Source organism: Klebsiella sp. CN_Kp100 (assembly GCF_040065315.1).
In the GTDB taxonomy this organism is placed as follows: Bacteria; Pseudomonadota; Gammaproteobacteria; order Enterobacterales; family Enterobacteriaceae; genus Klebsiella; species Klebsiella oxytoca.
Genome location: NZ_JBEAIJ010000003.1, coordinates 76,301 through 95,789, shown reverse-complemented (window position 1 = coordinate 95,789; position 19,489 = coordinate 76,301). Strand labels below are relative to the sequence as shown.

Genomic DNA, 19,489 nt, shown 5'->3' with positions numbered 1-19,489 from the left:
AACCCAGGATCTCATCATGGCTCTCTTCGATTTTCCTCGCTGGCAGTTAACCTCCCCCTCCGCCGCGTCCGGCGTCGTGGCCCCCGATGAACGGCTGTCGGTCGGGCAAACCGTGGTGATGGGCGTTCAGCACGCGGTGGCGATGTTTGGCGCAACCGTTCTGATGCCAATCCTGATGGGGTTAGATCCTAACCTGTCGATCCTGATGTCCGGCGTCGGCACCCTGCTGTTCTTTTTGGTCACCGGCGGGCGCGTGCCGAGCTACCTTGGTTCCAGCGCCGCCTTTGTCGGCGTGGTCATCGCCGTCACCGGCTTCAACGGCCAGGGGCTTAACCCGCACCTTAGCGTCGCGTTGGGCGGAATTATCCTCTGCGGACTGGTGTATACCCTGATTGGTCTGGTAGTGATGAAACTCGGTACCCGCTGGATTGAGCGGCTGATGCCGCCAGTGGTCACCGGCGCGGTGGTGATGGCGATTGGTCTTAATCTGGCCCCCATTGCGGTTCGCAGCGTATCAGCGACGCCGTTCGACGGCTGGATGGCGGTGCTGACCGTGCTCTGCATCGGCCTGGTGGCAGTGTTTACCCGCGGGATGCTGCAGCGGCTGCTGATCCTCGTCGGGCTGATTATCGCCTGCGCCCTCTACGCGCTGCTGGCCAACGGCCTCGGCCTGGGCAAGCCGCTGGATTTTAGCCTGCTTGCGCAGGCGGCGTGGTTCGGTTTGCCGCAACTGACCGCCCCGACCTTTAACGGCCAGGCAATGATGCTGATCGCTCCCGTGGCGGTAATTCTGGTGGCGGAAAATCTCGGCCACCTGAAGGCGGTTGCCGGAATGACCGGGCGCAATATGGACCCGTATATGGGCCGCGCTTTCGTCGGCGACGGGCTGGCAACGATGCTCTCCGGCTCGGTTGGCGGCAGCGGCGTGACCACCTATGCGGAGAATATCGGCGTGATGGCGGTCACCAAAGTGTACTCGACGCTGGTGTTCGTCGCGGCGGCGCTGATTGCGATGCTGCTTGGGTTTTCACCGAAATTCGGCGCGCTGATCCATACCATTCCGGGACCGGTGATCGGCGGCGCATCGATCGTGGTGTTTGGCCTGATTGCCGTCGCGGGCGCGCGAATTTGGGTACAGAATCGGGTGGATCTGAGCCAGAATGCGAATCTGATTATGGTGGCAGTGACGCTGGTGCTGGGGGCGGGCGATTTTGCGCTTTCGCTCGGTGGCTTTACCCTCGGCGGGATCGGCACGGCCACCTTCGGCGCGATTCTGCTCCACGCTCTGCTTAACCGCCGTCCGCGTGAGGCCGGGCAAACCAACGTCACCCCGGTATGAAAGCGTGCAACGCCAGCAGACCCGTACCGGGAAATCCCCGGTCGCGCTGCGCTTACCGGGGCGACAAAACAGCGCCAACCCGTAGCCCGGCTAAGGCATTAGCCGCAGGCCGGGGGCTACTTCCGCTTAGCGGCATCTGCATGCATCGGGATAAAAAAAACCGCCGACTACACGTCGGCGGCGAGGGCGATGGGGTTTGCTCTGGAGATTAACCCCTATCGGCAGACAATCAGGACGGCGCTAGCTATCGCGGCTGCCGTGACTGTTTTTTCCCCCTTTTTTACCAGCTTCGGAAGCGCGCTGAGGATCGTTTTTAAAGTTCCCCCCGCTATGCTGGCCACCTTTACGACCTGCTTCTGATGCTCTTTCACGGTCTTCAGCAAAGTTGCCGGTACCGCCACGATGGTTTGCCATTACTGACCTCCATTTAGGTTAGACATCATGCTGCATTAGGTGAAACAAAAGGCCTTAGCCTCCGCGATCCCATTTTCCGATCGCGTACTGTTAAGGTTAGCGAATGCAGAAGCGGCTGTAGGCAGATAGTCATATCCTGAAATAGATTTCTGATAACAACCGCCGCTATGGCGCACATTCTGCGCTAAGCAACTCTTATGACAGCCTAAAATAGCGCCGCCAAAGATGTATCTTTTTGCAACAGCCGCTATTTTTTGCATTTTTGTTATAAATCAAACAAATGATTGTTACATTTGCACTCTTCGCCAGAGATCTTATCTTTAAAGGTAGCCAGTCGTCTGGCTGGCGCATAACGCAACCGAGGAGTGATGCAAATGGCTAAGATTCTGGTGCTTTATTATTCAATGTACGGACACATCGAGACCATGGCGCATGCCGTCGCCGAAGGGGCTAACAAAGTCGATGGCGTGGAAGTGGTCGTGAAGCGCGTGCCGGAAACCATGCAGGCAGAGGTTTTTGCCAAAGCAGGCGGGAAAACACAAAACGCCCCCGTTGCCACACCGCAGGAGCTGGCTGAGTACGATGCCATCATCTTTGGTACCCCTACCCGCTTCGGCAACATGTCCGGGCAGATGCGCACCTTCCTCGATCAAACTGGCGGTCTGTGGGCATCCGGCGCGCTGTACGGCAAACTGGCCAGCGTATTCAGCTCAACCGGTACCGGCGGCGGTCAGGAACAGACCATCACCTCCACCTGGACCACCCTTGCCCACCACGGGATGATCATTGTGCCGATTGGCTACGGCGCTCAGGAGCTGTTTGATGTCTCGCAGGTTCGCGGCGGCACGCCTTACGGCGCCACCACCATTGCCGGCGGCGACGGATCGCGTCAGCCAAGTGAAGAAGAATTGGCCATTGCCCGCTATCAGGGTCAACACGTTGCAGGTCTGGCAGTTAAATTACACGGTTAATCTTCAGCAGGAGGAAAAGCATGCCGAATCAAGAAGCAAAGGCCCACCGCGTGGGTGAATGGGCAAGTCTGCGCAATACATCTCCTGAAATTGCCGAGGCAATTTTTGAACTCGCCAATTATGATGAAAAGCTGGCGGAGAAAATCTGGGAAGAAGGCAGCGATGAAGTCCTGCCCCGCGCCTTCGCCAAAACCGACAAAGACTCGCTGTTCTGGGGCGAACAAACCATCGAACGCAAGAACGTGTAGCCCGGACAGGTACGCAGTACCGCCTCCGGGAGTTATAGCATGAGCTTCCCGGAGGCGGCGCGTTGCGCCAGTCCAGGCGACAACACCCGGCTAAACATCGGCAGCAAGACCCGGATTGCTCCGGGTTTTTTATGCTCTGCTACTTTGTCGCCTCGGCCATCGCCTTTTTAAAGGTATCCATTGGGCAGAAGCCGTTGTCATCCACAGGACAACCGTTCAGCGCCAGCGTTACCCGCTGCGGCGGCGATTGCAGGGTCAGCGCATCGGCATTACGCAACTGCTCGGTGCTTTGGTACAGATACTCGATCTTCATCAAATCACGATTGCCGCTCTTATCATGCCAGCGCTGGAACACCAGCTTGCCGCCGATGGGCGTGCGTTCGTACTGGTTGTGCAGCTGATAAGGTTTAAAATCCAGCGCCGTCAGCAGCGAGGCGATATTAGAGTCGTGCCCCACCAGCAGCGTCACTTTCGCCGACTTCGCCGCATCCCCTACCAGAACGTTATCAATATATTTCACCAGCGGTTTGGCCACGTTGCGCGCCACTTCTGGCGAAGTAAACAGACTGTCCTGATAGCCGTTTTTCAGCTTCGACAGCACCTGCCACTGCTTATCGCTGTTAATTTCACCCCACGCCACCTGGTCTTTCGGGAAACCTTCATAATATTGCAGCGTAAAGGCGTCAACCAGCGAGTTACCGACTTTAAGCGGCCCGGAAACGCCCGGCTCCTGCTGATATTTGGCGCTAAAGGTATCTTTCGCGTCGCTCAGCGAGCACTGCTGCTTCTCTTTACAGGACGGGGAGTTACGGTAGTCGGTCATCTCCTCCAGCAGCTTATAGCTTTCGCTCAGCTGCATCCCCTGCCGCTCTTTCTCCATCGCCTGTACGGCCTTTTCGCTGAAGGCGGCGGAATCATCGGTGATCACCGGATTAAACGTCGGGTCCATGGTGCCCATTTTTTCCTGATGATGTACGGTCACGCCGCAGCCGGGGAACGCACCGGTGATAAAGAACTGCGCGGTGGCGACGGTACGCTGCAGGCTATTGGCATAGGCGTAGACCGCGTTCTCCGGCGGGCATTCGCCGCTGGTCACCACTCCCTGCTGCGCCAGCCATTCGCGCATATAGTGCCCCATGTAGACTTCCAGCACTCCGCCCTTGGTGGTCAGCTGTCCACCGGGGACATCCCACTCTGGCCAGGACTTTGGCGTGGATTGCTCCAGCACGCTGCCGTTGTTCGCCAGCGGCGCGCGCAGGTTATGGCGGCTCATGATCAGCACCTGCTGAAGCTGGTACCCTTCCGGTGCGGCCGGTTCCTGCGCCTGAACGCCAGCGGACAGTAAAACAGCGCCGGCCACAGCGGCGGCGAGTAGACTTTTTCTCATCCCTTCATCCTCAGTCAGTGATTATCATCGCCATGATTGTGACAAATTTATGACATTTTTCCGGGCAATGGCTCGCAAAGTACGGAAAGAAATACGCTTTCCGCGATGACCGAGGGTCGCAAAATCAGGGAACAGGATTACTGCGGCAGCGGTACTGCCGCCAGAGTGCAGATAGCCTCATGCTCGCCGCCGTGATGGTCAACGATGACCACTTTATCTCCGGCTTTTTTTCCTTCGCAGGGTTTTAAAATCCGTTCGACAACGCGTTCATGGATAGATTGATGGCCGGAATCGGCCAGGCTGCTTGCTGACGTCGCCATTAGCAGCAGTCCAGCCAGCCCGACGATATGCTTATTCACCATTGATTACTCTCGCCCCCTATTTAAGCGGGCCAAGGGTAGCAGCCTGCCGGGCCGTGGTCTGTAAATTCGCTTAAACGAGTGTTACTCCGTTCATTTTTTCATCACCGTCGAGCTTTACTCTTCACATTTATTCATGTAAATAATAATTTCATTGCTCGGCTGGCTGTCTATTCTCGTCCGACTCATCGGGTCATCTTTAAGAAATATCCCGATGCTATTATCCCGATATCACGGTATTTTTTCTCCATGTTAAACATAACATTAGGTTAATCTATGTCAGGTATCCTGCTCTTTATCGTCGCGGTGGTTTTGCTGGGAGTCGCGGTCTACAGCCTGGTCTCCTACGTCAAAGATCGGCGCTCCGCGCAACTGCCAACTCATAAGAAAAAGAAATAATTCATCCTTACTATTCTTACCTTTTGCCCCTGCTATTTCTTACCGACCGCCTGATTTCAAACGAGAATGACAAAAAAGAAGGCAGGCGCTTTCGCCTGCCTTTGTGTCGGCGTAAAAAATGGTTACGATTCCCAGGCCTGCTCCGCTTTAGCGCCGTCAAACTGCGGCGGCGGCTTACGGAAACGGCGGGTCAGGTAAGTCAGATAGAGTAACCCCAGCCCCGCCCATATCAGACCGAGCGTCAGGGATGTCGCTTCCAGATTAATCCACAGCACCCCCACCGTCAGCGCGCCGACCATCGGGAGCAGCAGATAGTGAAAGCGATCCTTCCACGTTTTGTTAAAGCCTTTACGCCGCCAGAAGTGGTTGAACACCGATAGATTAACGAAGGTGAATGCTACCAGCGCACCAAAATTAATCAGCGCCGTGGCGGTAACCAGGTCAAAGAACAGCGCCGACAGCGCGACAATCCCCACCATGATCACGTTGAGCGCTGGGGTACGCCACTTCGGATGGACGTAGCCAAAAATACGCTCCGGGAAAACGTTATCGCGGCCCATGACGTACAGCAGTCGTGAAACGCTGGCGTGCGACGCCAGGCCGGAGGCCAGCGTATTCACAAACGTCGTGCACAGGAAGATCGACTGGAACAGCTTGCCGCCGACGTAGAGAGCAATCTCCGGCAGCGCCGCATCCGGATCTTTAAAACGGCTGATATCGGGGAAAAAGAGCTGCATAAAGAACGAAGCGGCAATGAAAATCACTCCGCCATAGACCGCGGTCAGAAAGATCGCCTTCGGGATCACCCGTGCGGCGTCCGGCGTCTCTTCGGAGAGCGTAGTCACCGCATCGAAGCCGAGGAATGAAAAGCAGACGATCGTCGCCCCGGTAATAATCGGGATCAGGTGCGCATTCTGGCTGATAAAAGGCTGCAGCGACCAGACGGTGCCCACCCCTTCCCCTTTATGCAGTCCCTGCACCACCAGCACGATAAAGACCACCATAATCGAGATCTGCACCAGCACGAACAGGGTGTTGAAGTTCGCCACCAGATTGACGCTTTTCAGATTCGCCGCCGTCAGAATCGCGACAAAGGTCACCACCCATACCCAGGGCGGCACGTCCGGAAACAGCGCAGAAAGATAAATCTTCGCCAGCAGCACGTTGATCATCGGCAGGAACAGATAATCCAGCAGCGACGACCAGCCCACCATAAAGCCGACGTGCGGGCTGATCGATTTCTGCGCATAGGTGTAGGCTGAGCCCGCCTGGGGAAACTGGCGCACCAGCTTGCCGTAGCTGATGGCGGTAAACAGCACGCCGGCCAGCGCCAGCAGATAGGATGCCGGAACGTGGCCGTTGCTGATGCCGGAAACAATGCCGAAAGTATCAAAAACCGTCATCGGCGTCAGATAGGCGAGGCCCATCATCACCACCTGCCACAGCTTGAGGGATTTGCGCAGGCGCGGTTTTCCCGCCCCGGAGGCGTTGTCGAGAGAGGGATTAATAGCCATGGCCATTTCCCCCGCTGCACGCCTGGGCTTGCGGTCGTAGAGACCGGGAAACCAACCTGCTTCGCAACGGGGTTAATGGCAAATCAAAAGGTAAAAAGAACCGACGAGCGGCGGTAGCGGCGCATTCCATGCGGCCATGACGGCCCCCTTCTCCCTGCGGATATTTAAACATCTGCATCATTTCCTACCTCGTTACACACTGTGTCGTTAACTGAAGCCCCGTTGCCGCCTGCGCTCCTTAACGCGGCATCCGGGAATGGCTGGGCTCCCAGCAAAAACGTCCGACCAGGCTCCGCTCAGGCCGTATGATGCTACTCGTGATAATGCTAAAGCGCCCCTTGCGGGGCGAAAATCAGGCGTTTTTCAACATCCACTCAATTTCAGTCTCTGTGATCAGACGCTCAAATTGCAGTAATTCGTCATTTTTACAGGCGTGATAAACGTGGCAGAAGCGTTCGCCAAGCCGCTCGCGCAGGTGGTCGTTTTGCATAAACTCCCACAGCGCATCGCTCTGGCGAATCGGGAACGGCAGCCCCTCCTGCTCAAGACCATTGCCTTCCACTTCTTCCTGTAACGGCAGCGGATTATCCAGCCCGTGGAGGATGCCGGCAAAAATCGCCGCCATCACCAGGTACGGGTTGGCATCCGCCCCGGCCACCCGATATTCGACGCGATGGTTGTGCCGATCGCCGCATGGAATGCGCAGCGCCACCGTCCGGTTGTTATGCCCCCACGACGCCTGGGTCGGCACATACATTCCCGGCTGGAAACGGCGATACGAGTTCACGTTCGGCGCCAGCAGCGCCATCGATGCCGGCATCAGATCGATCATCCCGGCAAGCGCGCGTTTTAACATCGCGGAATCTTCACCGTCGGCGTCAGCCAGCACGTTCTCGCCTTTGTTGTTCTGCATGCTGATGTGGATATGCATCCCGCTACCGGCGTGCTCTTCATAGGGTTTCGCCATAAAAGTGGCGTGCATCTTATGCTTCTCCGCCATTAAACGCACGAGACGTTTTAACGCCAGCGCATCATCGCAGGCATCGAGTACGTTATCGGTATGGTGGAGGTTGATTTCAAACTGGCCGGGAGACGCTTCTGCCACCGCGCCGTCGGCGGGGATCAGCTGGAGCTGGGCGATCTCATCGATATCGTTAAGCACGTCGGCAAAATGGTTGAGGTTATCGACGGAGTAAACCTGGCTTTGGGTATTGCGATCGCCGGTTCCGGGCGCGCAAGGCGGCTGCAGGTAGCCTTCCGCGTCGCGCTTGCGGTCAAGTAAATAGAACTCCAGCTCTACCGCTACCACGGGGAACAGCCCGCGCTGGCGCAGCTGCTGCCAGAGGCGGTTCAGAACGTTCCGCGGCTCAACGTCAAAGGGAGCGCCATCTTCATCAACCATGGTCAGCAGAACCTGACCAATGTATTCCGGGTCCGCCGCGGACGGGGTTAAGGTTCCCAGCACCGGCACGCAGGTGCGATCAGGTTCGCCCATCTCCTGGCCGAGCCCCGCCTCTTCCACCACGTTGCCGAGAATATCCATGGCAAATACCGAAGCCGGGAAATAGCAGCCCTTCTCCAGCTTGTTCAGGCTGGAGACCGGGATCCGCTTACCGCGGAAGCAGCCGTTCAGATCGGTTAACAGCACATCAACGTATTGCGTATTGGGGTAACGCTCAAGGTAGCGCTTCACTTCCCAGGTGAATGCGCTGACCCGTCTCTCTTCCGACTGCTGAACAAAATTCTCAACTTCTACGATATTGGTTTCCATGATTCACCGCCGTTGTTGTAGTTTCGGACCCTGAATTGCACTGTTAAATATAATGTCCACCCTTCGAATGTGTATGCAAAAAAATTGTTTGTCAAATGTTAAATTAAGTTTGCAAAGGGCAATATCCACTGCTAGATTGAGAAAATATTGAACGAAATGGCCGTTTTACCCGCTAACCCGGTCATAATTTAGTCCACTTTGTGAGGGCGATCATGGAAAATATAATGTACAAGCCAGTTATTGGCGTAGTGATGTGCCGAAACAGGCTTAAGGGTCACCAGACCCAGACTCTGCAAGAGAAGTACCTGAACGCGATTGTTCACGCCGGCGGCGTACCGATTGCCCTGCCGCACGCGCTGGCCGAGCCGGAACTGCTTGCTACGCTACTGCCGAAACTGGACGGCATTTATCTGCCCGGTAGCCCGAGCAACGTACAGCCGCACCTTTATGGTGAAAACGGCGATGAGCCTGACGCCGATCCCGGGCGTGATCTTCTGAGCATGGCGCTGATTAACGCCGCGCTCGAAAGGCGCATCCCCATTTTCGCCATCTGCCGTGGACTACAGGAACTGGTTGTCGCCACCGGCGGGACTCTGTATCGTCGTCTGTTCGAGCAGCCTGAGCTTCTTGAGCACCGCGAAGACCCCGAACTTCCCGTCGAGCAGCAATACGCGCCCTCGCATGAAGTTCAGGTTCAGGAGGGAGGATTACTTTCTCAGTTAATACCGGGCTGCAACACGTTTTGGGTAAACTCGTTACACGGGCAGGGAGCAAAAACGACGGGTCCACGGCTGCGCGTGGAAGCGCGTTCTCCGGACGGGCTAGCGGAAGCGGTCAGCGTTAACGACCATCCTTTCGCCCTCGGCGTGCAGTGGCATCCTGAATGGAACAGTAGCGAATACGCCCTGTCGCGAATGTTGTTTGAAGGTTTTATCACCGCCTGTCAGAATTATATCGCTGAAAAACAGCGACTCTGACCACTACCGTTAAGGAAATGCAAATATGAGCGATGACGGACTGGCGCCAGGGAAACGTTTGTCAGCGATCCGCCAACAGCTGGGTCTCTCACAGCGTCGTGCCGCCGAACTGTCTGGGTTAACACATAGTGCCATCAGCACCATAGAACAGGACAAAGTCAGTCCTGCCATCAGCACGCTGCAAAAGCTGCTGAAAGTCTACGGGCTGTCGCTCTCGGAATTCTTTTCTGAACCAGAAAAACCGGCTGAACCGCAGGTGGTTATCAATCAGGACGATCTGATTGAAATCGGCAGCCAGGGGGTATCGATGAAGCTGGTTCACAATGGCAATCCGAACCGCACGCTGGCGATGATATTTGAAACGTACCAGCCTGGAACCACAACCGGGGAGAGGATCAAGCATCAGGGTGAAGAGATAGGCACCATACTGGAGGGTGAAGTCGTGTTGACCATTAACGGTCAGGCGTATCACCTGGTGGCTGGGCAAAGTTATGCCATTAACACCGGCATACCGCATAGCTTCAGCAACACTTCGGCAGGTATCTGCCGAATTATCAGCGCCCATACTCCCACCACCTTCTGATTTATTAGCCTGAGCCTTTCTCAGGTTTTCTTTAGGCCTGCGCCGCCCGGGGTGAATTCCGGCGGCGCGAAGATAACGCAGTTCACCTTGCGCAATGCGGAAAAACGTATTCCGCTGGCCCCGGATAATTCACGCCTGTTAATGGGCAATTTAAACGGTACTCAACCCCGGGGACGCCCTGCGCCCTGAAGGTCTGAAATCACCACTTTTTTTCCGATTATGTCATTAAGGAGTCATGATGGATTTTCACAACCTGGCTTACTGGCAAGAAAAAGCAAAGAACATCGCGATTGAAACGCGGTTATTTATTAATGGCGAATACAGCGCCGCCGCCGATAACAGCGTGTTTGCCACCATCGACCCTGCCGCCCAGCAAACGCTCGCCGAAGTCGCGCGCGGCAAAAAGGCCGATGTCGATCGCGCGGTCCAGGCCGCCCGCAGCGCATTCGAGCGGGGCGACTGGTCGCAGGCCTCTCCTGCCCAGCGTAAAGCGGTCCTGAATAAGTTTGCCGACCTGATGGAGGCCCATTGCGAAGAGCTGGCGCTGCTGGAAACCCTGGACACCGGCAAACCGATCCGTCACAGCCTGCGCGACGATATCCCCGGCGCCGCCCGCGCGATTCGCTGGTATGCCGAAGCTATCGATAAAGTCTACGGCGAAGTTGCCCCTACCGGCGGCAACGAACTGGCTATGATCGTCCGCGAACCGATTGGCGTGATTGCGGCGGTGGTGCCGTGGAATTTTCCGCTGCTGCTGGCCTGCTGGAAACTTGGCCCGGCGCTGGCGTCAGGTAATAGCGTAGTGCTCAAACCGTCGGAAAAATCCCCACTCAGCGCCCTGCGACTCGCGGGCTTAGCGAAAGAGGCCGGACTGCCAGACGGCGTGTTCAACGTAGTGAGCGGTTTCGGCCATGAAGCCGGTCAGGCGCTGGCGCGGCATCCTGACGTCGAAGTGATTACCTTTACCGGTTCTACCCGCACGGGTAAACAGCTGCTGAAGGACGCAGGCGACAGCAATATGAAACGCGTCTGGCTGGAGGCGGGCGGTAAAAGCGCCAATATCGTTTTTGCCGACTGTCCGGATCTGCAAAAAGCGGTTAACGCTACCGCCGGCGGTATTTTTTACAACCAGGGGCAGGTCTGTATCGCCGGAACCCGCCTGCTGCTTGAGGAGAGCATTGCCGACAGGTTTCTCGATCTCCTTAAAGAGCAGGCCAAAGGCTGGCAGCCGGGCAATCCGCTCGACCCGAATACCGCCATGGGCATGCTGATCGACAACAGCCACGCCGATAGCGTCCACAGCTTTATTCGCGCCGGCGAAGCGCATAGCACGCTGCTGCTGGATGGACGCAAAAATCCGTGGCCCGCGGCGGTTGGCCCAACCATTTTTGTTGACGTCGATCCCGCCTCCGCGCTCAGCCAGGAGGAGATCTTCGGCCCGGTGCTGGTGGTCACCCGTTTTAAAACCGAAGAGCAGGCGCTGGCGCTGGCCAACGACAGCCGCTATGGCCTCGGCGCGGCGGTCTGGACCCGCGATCTCTCCCGCGCGCACCGCATCAGCCGCCGTCTGAAAGCCGGCTCCGTCTTTGTAAACAACTACAACGATGGCGATATGACCGTGCCGTTCGGCGGCTATAAGCAGAGCGGCAACGGACGCGATAAGTCGCTGCATGCGCTGGAAAAATTCACTGAACTGAAAACTATCTGGATTGCCCTGGAGCCTTAATCATGACCGAACATACCACCAGCTATTACGCCGCCAGCGCCAACCGCTATGAACCGTTCCCGGCGCTGGAAGAAACGATCGGCTGCGACGTCTGCGTCGTCGGCGGCGGCTATACCGGCCTCTCTTCGGCGCTGCATCTGGCCGAAATGGGCTACGATGTGGTGCTGCTGGAAGGCGCGCGCATCGGCTTCGGCGCCAGCGGACGCAACGGCGGCCAGTTAGTTAACTCCTATAGCCGCGATATCGACGTTATCGAGAAAACCTACGGCCCGGACGCGGCGAAAATGCTCGGCAGCATGATGTTTGAAGGCGGCGATATTATTCGCGAGCGCATCCAGCGCTATCAGATTGCCTGCGACTATCGCCCCGGCGGGCTGTTTGTCGCGATGAATCATAAACAGCTGGAAACTCTGGAAGAGCAGAAAGCCAACTGGGAGCGCTACGGCAATACCCAGCTGGAGCTGCTGGATGCCAGCGCTATTCGCCGCGAAGTCGACAGCGATCGCTACACCGGCGCCCTGCTGGATCGCAGCGGCGGCCATATCCATCCGCTCAACCTGGCAATTGGCGAAGCTGACGCCATTCGGCTAAACGGCGGCCGGGTGTACGAGCAATCACCGGTTACCCGCATTCAGCACACCAGCCCGGCGGTAGTGACCACCGCGCGCGGACAAGTGACCGCTCGCTACGTGATCGTCGCCGGTAACGCCTATCTCGGCGATAAGATCGAGCCGGAGCTGGCGAAACGCAGCATGCCGTGCGGCACCCAGGTGGTCACCACCGCACCGCTGTCTGAGGAACTGGCGCGCTCGCTGATCCCGAAAAATTACTGCGTGGAGGATTGTAACTATCTGCTGGATTACTACCGTCTGACCGCCGATAACCGTCTACTGTACGGCGGCGGCGTGGTCTACGGCGCGCGAGATCCGGACGACGTTGAGCGATTGATTATGCCGAAGCTGCTGAAAACCTTCCCGCAGCTGAAGGGGGTGAAAATCGACTACCGCTGGACCGGCAACTTCCTGCTGACCCTCTCACGGATGCCGCAGTTTGGCCGCCTCGATAACAATATCTATTATATGCAGGGTTACAGCGGCCACGGGGTCACCTGTACCCACCTCGCCGGACGGCTAATTTCGGAGCTGCTGCGCGGGGACGCCGAACGTTTTGACGCCTTCGCGAAGCTGCCGCACTACCCGTTCCCCGGCGGACGCAGCCTGCGCATTCCGTTTACCGCCATGGGCGCGGCTTACTACAGCCTGCGCGATCGGCTAGGCGTTTAATCCCCCCGGCCGACGGCGCCCGCCGTCGGCAATATCGCCGCCCCGCACTGCTGCGGAAAGCGCTGCTGAAAGTAGTGGCGTAAAAACTCCACGGTGGTGCGAATTTTGGCCGAAGTCGCCAGCCGAGACACGTATACCGCCCAGATATTGGCGGGCTGATAGTACTCCGGCAGCAGCTGTACCAGATTGCCGCTGGCGATATTCTCCTTTACGTCCCACCATGAGCGCAGCGCAATCCCCTGCCCGTCGAGGCACCACTGATGGACGATTTCACCGTGGTTTGACGACAGCGGCCCGGTCACTTTGATGGCGTGCTCAGCTTCTTTATCATCGCGCAGCTGCCAGACGCCAAAAGGCCGGTCGCGCTCTTTGATCACCAGACACGGCAGCGCGGCAAGGTCGCTCAGCTGTTTCGGCGAGGGATGGCGGGCGACAAACGCCGGCGAGGCGCAGAGGATACGATGATTGCTGGCAAGCTGGCGGGCTATCAGGTTGGGCGCAATATCGTCGCCGACGCGAATATCCAGATCGACCCCTTCATTAGCCAAATCTACCAGCCGGTCGGCGACGTCGAAACGGATCTCCAGCTGCGGGTAGCGGCGGGCCAGCTCGGAGAGCGCCGGCGCGACCACCCGCCGACCAAAGCCAAAGCTGCTGATGATCCGCAGCGTTCCCTGCGGCACCTGCCGCACATCGGAGAGCTCATCCATCATCTGGTCGACATCCTGCAGAATGCGCTGCCCCCATTCGTAGATGCGCTCGCCCTCTTCGGTGATAGCCACTCGCCGGGTAGTGCGGTGCAGCAGCTGGACGTTAAGGGTTTGCTCCAGCAGCGATACGCGTTTGCTGACAAATGCCGGAGAGACGCCGAGCTCTTCCGCAGCGGCGGCAAAACCGGCGCGGCGGGCTACCAGCATAAAGACGCGTAAGTCGTTCAGCAGCGGAAGATTATTCATGATTCGTGTTTTATGTTTCACCAGTTGACGGGATTAATTATGAATTAGTCAATTATAGGATAGAGATGAAGTCAATTTTCCTTACCTCAAACTGAGAATAACGATGAATAAAACCTTACGTATTGCCGCCATCCCCGGCGATGGCATCGGTAAAGAAGTGCTGCCGGAAGGGGTGCGCGTACTGCAGGCCGCCGCCGAACGCTGGGGGCTGGCGTTAAGCTTCGAGCACTTCGAGTGGGCCAGCTGCGATTATTACGCCCAAAACGGCACTATGATGCCCGAGGACTGGCACGCGCAGCTGAAAGGCTTTGATGCGATCTATTTCGGCGCGGTCGGCTGGCCGGATATCGTCCCGGATCATATCTCCCTCTGGGGCTCGTTGCTGAAGTTCCGCCGCGAATTCGACCAGTACGTCAACCTGCGTCCGGTGCGCCTGTTCCCCGGCGTCCCCTGCCCGCTGGCGGGTAAACAGCCCGGCGATATCGATTTCTACGTGGTTCGTGAAAACACCGAAGGGGAGTATTCCGCTCTTGGCGGCCATGTGAATCCGGGAACCGAACATGAAGTGGTGATTCAGGAGTCGGTGTTTACCCGCCGCGGCGTTGACCGCATCCTGCGCTACGCTTTTGAGCTGGCGCAAAGCCGCCCGCGCAGAACCCTGACCTCGGCGACCAAATCTAACGGCCTCGCCATCAGCATGCCCTTCTGGGACCAGCGCGTCGAAGCGATGGCGCAGCAATACCCGGAGGTGAAATGGGATAAGCAGCATATTGATATTCTGTGCGCCCGTTTCGTGCTGCAGCCGGAGCGTTTTGACGTAGTGGTCGGCTCTAATCTGTTCGGCGATATCCTTTCCGATCTCGGCCCGGCCTGTACGGGCACCATCGGCATTGCCCCATCGGCAAACCTCAACCCGGATCGCACCTTTCCGTCGCTGTTTGAGGCGGTACACGGTTCGGCGCCGGATATCTACGGCAAAAATATCGCCAATCCGATTGCCACCATCTGGGCTGGCGCGATGATGCTCGACTTCCTCGGCAACGGTGACGCTCGCTACCAGGCCGCCCATGACGGCATTCTCGCGGCGATTGAGCAGACTATTGCCAGCGGACCAAAGACACCGGATATGAAAGGCACCGCCTCCACCCAGCAGGTGGGCGAGGCCATTTGTCGGGCTATTGTTGAACAAAAGTAGCGCCGCCTTCGGGAGAGTTTCATGCAGCTACGGATATGTCTCTGAAACATCGTGTTATGCAGCGATGCCCTGGCCCCCGCTGAAATCGGCGAACCGGAGGACCGAAGACAAGGGCTGGCCGCCAGGGATGGCGGACAGAGGCGAATCGAGACATTGATGTCGAGTTGAGCCGACCGCAGGCTGAGGGCCGGGAGGTGAGCGCAGTGCGCAGCACCGATTTCTTTGCGGGACCGCGGGGATTGTAAAGGGGGAGACGGTTTTCTCCCCCTTTACCCGTTCACGTTCGACGGAAATACATTTTCTGCCGAATAGCGGTGAACGGAATACGTATACATTCCCGGAGGCACCGGGCCCGGATATCCCGGGTCGCGGCGTAAACGCCTTACCCGGGCTACCGCCCCGCAGATCGCTGGAAGCCCGTAGCCCCGGTAAGCGCAAGCGCCACCGGGGAGATTCTCCAGACCGAATTACAGCTCCAGCTCGCGCTGCAGCAGCGCCGCGATCGCCTCGCAGCTCTGCGCCGTCACCAGCGATTGCCGGAACTCTTCATGCATAATGCGCCGCGCCAGCCGCGAGAAAATACGCATATGCTGATCCCCCGCCGAATGCTTATTAAGCGTCAGCATAATCACAAACTGCGCCTCGTCGTCGCCCCACGCTACCGGCTGCGCCAGACGGGCGACGCTGATGGTCGACTGCTCGATATGCTCAGATTTACTGTGTGGAATGGCGAAGCTAAAGCCTAAACCGGTAGAGAACACCGCTTCGCGAGCCCACAGATCGGCTTCCAGCTTACGCGGATAGCGGCAGCGCCCGGCCAGCAGCAGATTATCAGTCATGCCCTTAATGACCTCCTCTTTGCTACGCCAGTCGCTGTTCAGCGTAATGCACTGCGGAGTAATCAGCGGCGCGTCCTGCTGGGTCATGCGGAACTGGGCAAGCAGATGTTCTACCTCTAATGAAGTACGGCACTGCATCGCCTGGTTAAGCAGCTGACGGCAGGCGCGGCTGTCAAGCTGCGCCAGACGCGCCTTGGTTGCCGGAATCGACGGCGCGCTCATGCTCAACTCATCCAGCCCCAGCCCCACCAGCAGCGGCAGCACCGAACCTTTAGCCCCCAGCTCGCCGCACAGGCCAATCCATTTCCCCTGACGATGCACCGCCTGAACCGCGTAATCCAGCGCGCGCAGAAAAGCCGGATTGAGGCTGTTGTAGTGGCGCGTCACCCTGGCGTTATCGCGATCCACCGCCAGCAGGTACTGGGTCAGGTCGTTGCTGCCGATACTAAAGAAATCAATCTCTTCGCAGCACTGATCGATGATAAACATCACCGACGGCACCTCAAGCATAATGCCCAGCGGGATCTTTTCATCAAACGGGATATGTTCGCTGCGCAGCGACTGTTTAGCATCCGCCAACTGCTCTTTGACCCATAAGATCTCTTCCATCGAGGAGATCATCGGGATCATGATTTTCAGCGCGCCGTGCGCGGAAGCGCGCAGAATCGCCCGCAGCTGAGTGCGGAACAGCGCCTGATACTCCTCATAAATACGCACCGCCCGGTAGCCGAGGAACGGGTTATTCTCCGCCGGGATGTTGAGGTAGGCCACCGGCTTGTCGCCGCCGATATCCATGGTGCGGATGATAATGCTGCGCCCGTTGGCCGGCTCCAGCGCCTGGCAAAAGAGGTTATACAGCTCGTTTTCCGACGGCGCGCTGGGCCTGTCCATGTAGAGCATCTCGGTGCGGAACAGTCCTACCGACTGCGCGCCGTTGTTGAAGGCCGCCGCCGCCTCTACCGAATGGGCGATGTTGGCCGCCACCTCCAGACGAATACCGTCTTCCGTTCGACCCTCTTTATCCAGCCAGGCCTGCTGCTGGCGGCGGATTTGCGCCTGTACCCAGGCTTCCTGCTGATAGTAGCGCGCCACCGCTTCATCGGGATTCACCACCACCAGCCCGGCGTTACCGTCAATCTGTACCCGGCGATCGACCCACGGCAGCAGCGCCTCCATATCGACGTCCACCAGGGTAGGAATATTGAACGAACGCGCGAGGATCACCGTATGTGAAGTGGTGCCGCCGCTGCGCAGCAGCAGGCCTTTAAGCAGCGTTTTATCCAGTTCAAGAAACTGGCTGGGGGTGAGTTCATCGGCGAGGCAGATGGCCTCTTCGGTCAGCTTACCCGGTGCCGGGAAACGATCCTCACCGTAGATATGCTGCAGAAGCTGGAAGCACACATCGCGCACGTCCAGCACCCGCTCCTGCAAATAGCTATTGCCGGAAGCGCTGAACTGGGCGCAAAAATGTTCGCCGGTCGCGACCACCGCCTCAGCGCAGCTCAGACCGTTCAACAGCCCGTCCAGCAGATGCTGGCGCAGCGAGGCGTCGGTGGCCAGAGAGCGATGCGCCTCAAGGATCGCGCTGGCGGTACCGTCGTTATCCAGCAGGCGGAACTCAATATTTTTCACCAGCAGGGTCAGACCCCTGTCCAGCGCCGCCTGTTCCTGTTCGATTGCGCCCGCTGCAGGCAGCGCGCCTGAATCGCGCAGGTCGAGGGACTTAAGATGGGTGAGCCTGCCGCCCGCGCTGCCGGCGCAGACCGGCAGCGCGTGAAACAGGGTAGGATTAAGACGCGAGAGGGATTCAGGAACCGGCTGAACGGCCATTTGCTCCGCCGCCGGCAGCGGCGCATCGCAGTGCGGGAACTCGTCGGTGATGAACGCCGTCAGCGCGTTAAACGCCTGCTGTTCATCTTCACCGCTGACAACAAGCTGGCAGCGGTCGCCCTTTAAGGTATTGGTGCCAATAATCCCCAGCGCGCTTTTGGCGTTTCCGCGTCCTTCTGTGCGGGTGTTTACCCATTCGACTGAAGATGAAAAAGTATTGCACAGCGTTTCTACCAGGCTTGCCGGACGCGCATGTACGCCGTTGGGCAAATCACATATGAATTCAATTACCAGAGCCATCGCCTTCCTCCTGAATAATGCGTATTAGCCAAAAGGTAAAGAAAGAAGCCGCCCGCCACTACACGATAAAAGTGGTAATTACTGGATAATTGTATGGCTGAATCTTTTTTATGCTCGTGGTCACAAATCGCCTCGTGAAGGGCGTCAAAAACCCACCAGAACTAAGATTTGAGGTGGATCGCAATTTTCTCCTCGCCTTACAAATATCCAGTAAATGCACTTTTTCTCTACTATTTTATGCGCCGCCCTTTTTCTAATGTTGAGACATCAACTCAGTCACGGGCCACGCAGCGCTCAGGAGAAAAACAATGAACGAACTGGTGCAAATATTAAAAAATACCCGCCAGCACCTCATGACCGGGGTTTCACATATGATCCCGTTTGTCGTGTCCGGTGGGATCTTGCTGGCAGTCTCCGTCATGTTGTACGGCAAGGGCGCGGTGCCCGATGCCGCCACCGACCCTAACCTGAAAAAACTGTTTGATATCGGCGTCGCCGGTCTGACGCTAATGGTGCCATTTCTGGCGGCCTATATTGGCTACTCCATCTCCGACCGCGCGGCGCTGGCCCCCTGCGCCATCGGCGCCTGGGTCGGCAACAGCTTCGGCGCCGGTTTCTTCGGCGCGCTGATTGCCGGGATCATTGGCGGGCTGGTGGTTTACTACCTGAAGAAAATCCCGGTGCACAAGGTGCTGCGCTCGGTGATGCCCATCTTCGTTATCCCGATTATCGGCACCTTTATAACCGCCGGGATCATGATGTGGGGTCTCGGCGAGCCGATTGGCGCGCTGACCGCCAGTCTGACCGGCTGGCTGCAGGGCATGCGCGAAGGCAGCATCGTTATTCTCGCCATCATTATGGGCCTGATGCTGGCCTTCGACATGGGCGGTCCGGTGAATAAAGTCGCCTACGCCTTCATGCTGATTTGCGTTTCTCAGGGCGTTTACAGCGTAGTGGCCATCGCCGCCGTCGGTATCGCCGTGCCGCCGCTGGGCATGGGCCTGGCAACGCTGATTGGGCGTAAATATTTCTCCGCGGAAGAGCGCGAAACCGGGAAAGCCGCGCTGGTGATGGGCTGCGTTGGCGTGACCGAAGGCGCGATCCCCTTCGCCGCCGCCGACCCGCTGCGCGTTATCCCGGCCAATATGATCGGCGCCGCCGCCGGCTGCGTCACCGCCGCGCTGCTCGGCGCCCAGTGCTACGCCGGCTGGGGCGGGCTCATCGTTCTGCCGGTCGTCGAAGGTAAAGGCGGGTTTGTTGCCGGTCTGGCGGTCGGCGCCATCGTCAGCGCCGCCTGCGTCATTCTGCTCAAAGCCCTGGCGAAAAAGAAAACGTCAGACGCCAAAGCCGATGACGAGATGGATCTTGATTTCGAAATTAACTGAAACAGTGGAAGGA

The 19,489-nt window shown here is 57.8% G+C and carries 17 protein-coding genes; 10 read left to right on the top strand and 7 right to left on the bottom strand.

Translation table 11 applies throughout. The features are described 5' to 3' along the window. The first annotated feature begins 16 nt into the window (after window positions 1-16). The gene (gene rutG / locus ABLV12_RS03490) at window positions 17-1,339 is read left to right on the top strand and encodes a pyrimidine utilization transport protein G (RefSeq protein WP_004100970.1); all 1,323 of its coding nucleotides are present in this window, start codon (window positions 17-19) and stop codon (window positions 1,337-1,339) included. A gap of 240 nt (window positions 1,340-1,579) precedes the next feature. Here the strand turns inward: rutG and ABLV12_RS03485 are convergent, their stop codons facing one another. Continuing rightward, window positions 1,580-1,753, bottom strand: coding sequence for a general stress protein (locus tag ABLV12_RS03485; RefSeq protein WP_004100969.1), 174 nt, complete (start codon window positions 1,751-1,753; stop codon window positions 1,580-1,582). A 374-nt stretch (window positions 1,754-2,127) separates the two neighbouring features. On the opposite strand from ABLV12_RS03485, the gene wrbA reads away from it, so the two are divergent. Together wrbA and ABLV12_RS03475 are read left to right on the top strand one after the other, a co-directional pair. Then, window positions 2,128-2,724: an NAD(P)H:quinone oxidoreductase gene (wrbA, locus tag ABLV12_RS03480; protein WP_004100968.1), complete on the top strand. Its 597-nt coding sequence runs from the start codon at window positions 2,128-2,130 to the stop codon at window positions 2,722-2,724. Window positions 2,725-2,744: 20 nt separating this feature from the next. Beyond that, entirely contained in the window at window positions 2,745-2,972 is a 228-nt protein-coding gene (locus tag ABLV12_RS03475; protein ID WP_004100967.1) for a YccJ family protein, read from the top strand. A gap of 139 nt (window positions 2,973-3,111) precedes the next feature. Here the strand turns inward: ABLV12_RS03475 and agp are convergent, their stop codons facing one another. Further along, window positions 3,112-4,359, bottom strand: a complete 1,248-nt coding sequence (agp, locus tag ABLV12_RS03470; RefSeq protein ID WP_004100966.1) for a bifunctional glucose-1-phosphatase/inositol phosphatase — start codon at window positions 4,357-4,359, stop codon at window positions 3,112-3,114. Between the two features lie 137 nt (window positions 4,360-4,496). Next, window positions 4,497-4,721 (bottom strand): hypothetical protein, encoded by a 225-nt coding sequence (locus ABLV12_RS03465; protein WP_004112069.1) that lies wholly within the window; start codon window positions 4,719-4,721, stop codon window positions 4,497-4,499. A gap of 273 nt (window positions 4,722-4,994) precedes the next feature. Between ABLV12_RS03465 and ABLV12_RS03460 the strand changes: the two genes are divergently transcribed. Continuing rightward, window positions 4,995-5,117 (top strand): small membrane protein, encoded by a 123-nt coding sequence (locus tag ABLV12_RS03460; RefSeq protein ID WP_004100963.1) that lies wholly within the window; start codon window positions 4,995-4,997, stop codon window positions 5,115-5,117. 122 nt (window positions 5,118-5,239) lie between these two features. Here ABLV12_RS03460 and ABLV12_RS03455 read toward each other — a convergent pair whose 3' ends face one another. Both ABLV12_RS03455 and puuA read right to left on the bottom strand, forming a co-directional pair. Continuing rightward, on the bottom strand, window positions 5,240-6,631 hold the full coding sequence (locus ABLV12_RS03455) for an APC family permease (RefSeq protein ID WP_004100961.1): 1,392 nt from the start codon (window positions 6,629-6,631) through the stop codon (window positions 5,240-5,242). 352 nt (window positions 6,632-6,983) lie between these two features. Further along, window positions 6,984-8,402 (bottom strand): glutamate-putrescine ligase, encoded by a 1,419-nt coding sequence (puuA, locus tag ABLV12_RS03450; RefSeq protein WP_004112067.1) that lies wholly within the window; start codon window positions 8,400-8,402, stop codon window positions 6,984-6,986. A gap of 224 nt (window positions 8,403-8,626) precedes the next feature. On the opposite strand from puuA, the gene puuD reads away from it, so the two are divergent. The 4 genes from puuD (at window position 8,627) to ABLV12_RS03430 (ending at window position 12,971) form a co-directional block, all read left to right on the top strand. Further along, the gene (gene puuD / locus ABLV12_RS03445) at window positions 8,627-9,379 is read left to right on the top strand and encodes a gamma-glutamyl-gamma-aminobutyrate hydrolase (protein ID WP_160887670.1); all 753 of its coding nucleotides are present in this window, start codon (window positions 8,627-8,629) and stop codon (window positions 9,377-9,379) included. A gap of 25 nt (window positions 9,380-9,404) precedes the next feature. Further along, the gene (gene puuR, locus ABLV12_RS03440; RefSeq protein ID WP_004100955.1) at window positions 9,405-9,962 is read left to right on the top strand and encodes an HTH-type transcriptional regulator PuuR; all 558 of its coding nucleotides are present in this window, start codon (window positions 9,405-9,407) and stop codon (window positions 9,960-9,962) included. 238 nt (window positions 9,963-10,200) lie between these two features. Further along, complete coding sequence (puuC, locus tag ABLV12_RS03435; protein ID WP_064396770.1) at window positions 10,201-11,688, top strand: aldehyde dehydrogenase PuuC; 1,488 nt, start codon at window positions 10,201-10,203, stop codon at window positions 11,686-11,688. Window positions 11,689-11,690: 2 nt separating this feature from the next. Continuing rightward, entirely contained in the window at window positions 11,691-12,971 is a 1,281-nt protein-coding gene (locus tag ABLV12_RS03430; protein ID WP_004112063.1) for an FAD-binding oxidoreductase, read from the top strand. Here the strand turns inward: ABLV12_RS03430 and ABLV12_RS03425 are convergent. Then, window positions 12,968-13,948: a LysR substrate-binding domain-containing protein gene (locus ABLV12_RS03425; RefSeq protein ID WP_187416156.1), complete on the bottom strand. Its 981-nt coding sequence runs from the start codon at window positions 13,946-13,948 to the stop codon at window positions 12,968-12,970. The two genes, ABLV12_RS03430 and ABLV12_RS03425, sit on opposite strands and share 4 nt — an antisense overlap. Before the next feature lie 82 nt (window positions 13,949-14,030). Between ABLV12_RS03425 and ABLV12_RS03420 the strand changes: the two genes are divergently transcribed. Further along, window positions 14,031-15,122 (top strand): tartrate dehydrogenase, encoded by a 1,092-nt coding sequence (locus tag ABLV12_RS03420; protein WP_024274014.1) that lies wholly within the window; start codon window positions 14,031-14,033, stop codon window positions 15,120-15,122. A gap of 467 nt (window positions 15,123-15,589) precedes the next feature. On the opposite strand, the gene ptsP is transcribed toward ABLV12_RS03420, so the two are convergent. Continuing rightward, a complete protein-coding gene (gene ptsP / locus ABLV12_RS03415; RefSeq protein ID WP_348866776.1) occupies window positions 15,590-18,091 on the bottom strand; it encodes a phosphoenolpyruvate--protein phosphotransferase in 2,502 nt (833 codons plus the stop codon). A 308-nt stretch (window positions 18,092-18,399) separates the two neighbouring features. Here ptsP and ABLV12_RS03410 point away from each other — a divergent pair, with 308 nt between their 5' ends. Continuing rightward, a complete protein-coding gene (locus ABLV12_RS03410; RefSeq protein WP_004100940.1) occupies window positions 18,400-19,476 on the top strand; it encodes a PTS fructose transporter subunit EIIC in 1,077 nt (358 codons plus the stop codon). The last annotated feature ends 13 nt before the right edge of the window (window positions 19,477-19,489 follow it).

What these genes read in the sequence shown, in the direction of transcription:
- rutG (WP_004100970.1), top strand. Translation starts at nt 17, where the DNA reads ATGGCTCTCTTCGATTTTCCTCGCTGGCAGTTAACCTCCCCCTCCGCC.
- ABLV12_RS03485 (WP_004100969.1), bottom strand. Translation starts at nt 1,753, where the DNA reads ATGGCAAACCATCGTGGCGGTACCGGCAACTTTGCTGAAGACCGTGAA.
- wrbA (WP_004100968.1), top strand. Translation starts at nt 2,128, where the DNA reads ATGGCTAAGATTCTGGTGCTTTATTATTCAATGTACGGACACATCGAG.
- ABLV12_RS03475 (WP_004100967.1), top strand. Translation starts at nt 2,745, where the DNA reads ATGCCGAATCAAGAAGCAAAGGCCCACCGCGTGGGTGAATGGGCAAGT.
- agp (WP_004100966.1), bottom strand. Translation starts at nt 4,359, where the DNA reads ATGAGAAAAAGTCTACTCGCCGCCGCTGTGGCCGGCGCTGTTTTACTG.
- ABLV12_RS03465 (WP_004112069.1), bottom strand. Translation starts at nt 4,721, where the DNA reads ATGGTGAATAAGCATATCGTCGGGCTGGCTGGACTGCTGCTAATGGCG.
- ABLV12_RS03460 (WP_004100963.1), top strand. Translation starts at nt 4,995, where the DNA reads ATGTCAGGTATCCTGCTCTTTATCGTCGCGGTGGTTTTGCTGGGAGTC.
- ABLV12_RS03455 (WP_004100961.1), bottom strand. Translation starts at nt 6,631, where the DNA reads ATGGCTATTAATCCCTCTCTCGACAACGCCTCCGGGGCGGGAAAACCG.
- puuA (WP_004112067.1), bottom strand. Translation starts at nt 8,402, where the DNA reads ATGGAAACCAATATCGTAGAAGTTGAGAATTTTGTTCAGCAGTCGGAA.
- puuD (WP_160887670.1), top strand. Translation starts at nt 8,627, where the DNA reads ATGTACAAGCCAGTTATTGGCGTAGTGATGTGCCGAAACAGGCTTAAG.
- puuR (WP_004100955.1), top strand. Translation starts at nt 9,405, where the DNA reads ATGAGCGATGACGGACTGGCGCCAGGGAAACGTTTGTCAGCGATCCGC.
- puuC (WP_064396770.1), top strand. Translation starts at nt 10,201, where the DNA reads ATGGATTTTCACAACCTGGCTTACTGGCAAGAAAAAGCAAAGAACATC.
- ABLV12_RS03430 (WP_004112063.1), top strand. Translation starts at nt 11,691, where the DNA reads ATGACCGAACATACCACCAGCTATTACGCCGCCAGCGCCAACCGCTAT.
- ABLV12_RS03420 (WP_024274014.1), top strand. Translation starts at nt 14,031, where the DNA reads ATGAATAAAACCTTACGTATTGCCGCCATCCCCGGCGATGGCATCGGT.
- ptsP (WP_348866776.1), bottom strand. Translation starts at nt 18,091, where the DNA reads ATGGCTCTGGTAATTGAATTCATATGTGATTTGCCCAACGGCGTACAT.
- ABLV12_RS03410 (WP_004100940.1), top strand. Translation starts at nt 18,400, where the DNA reads ATGAACGAACTGGTGCAAATATTAAAAAATACCCGCCAGCACCTCATG.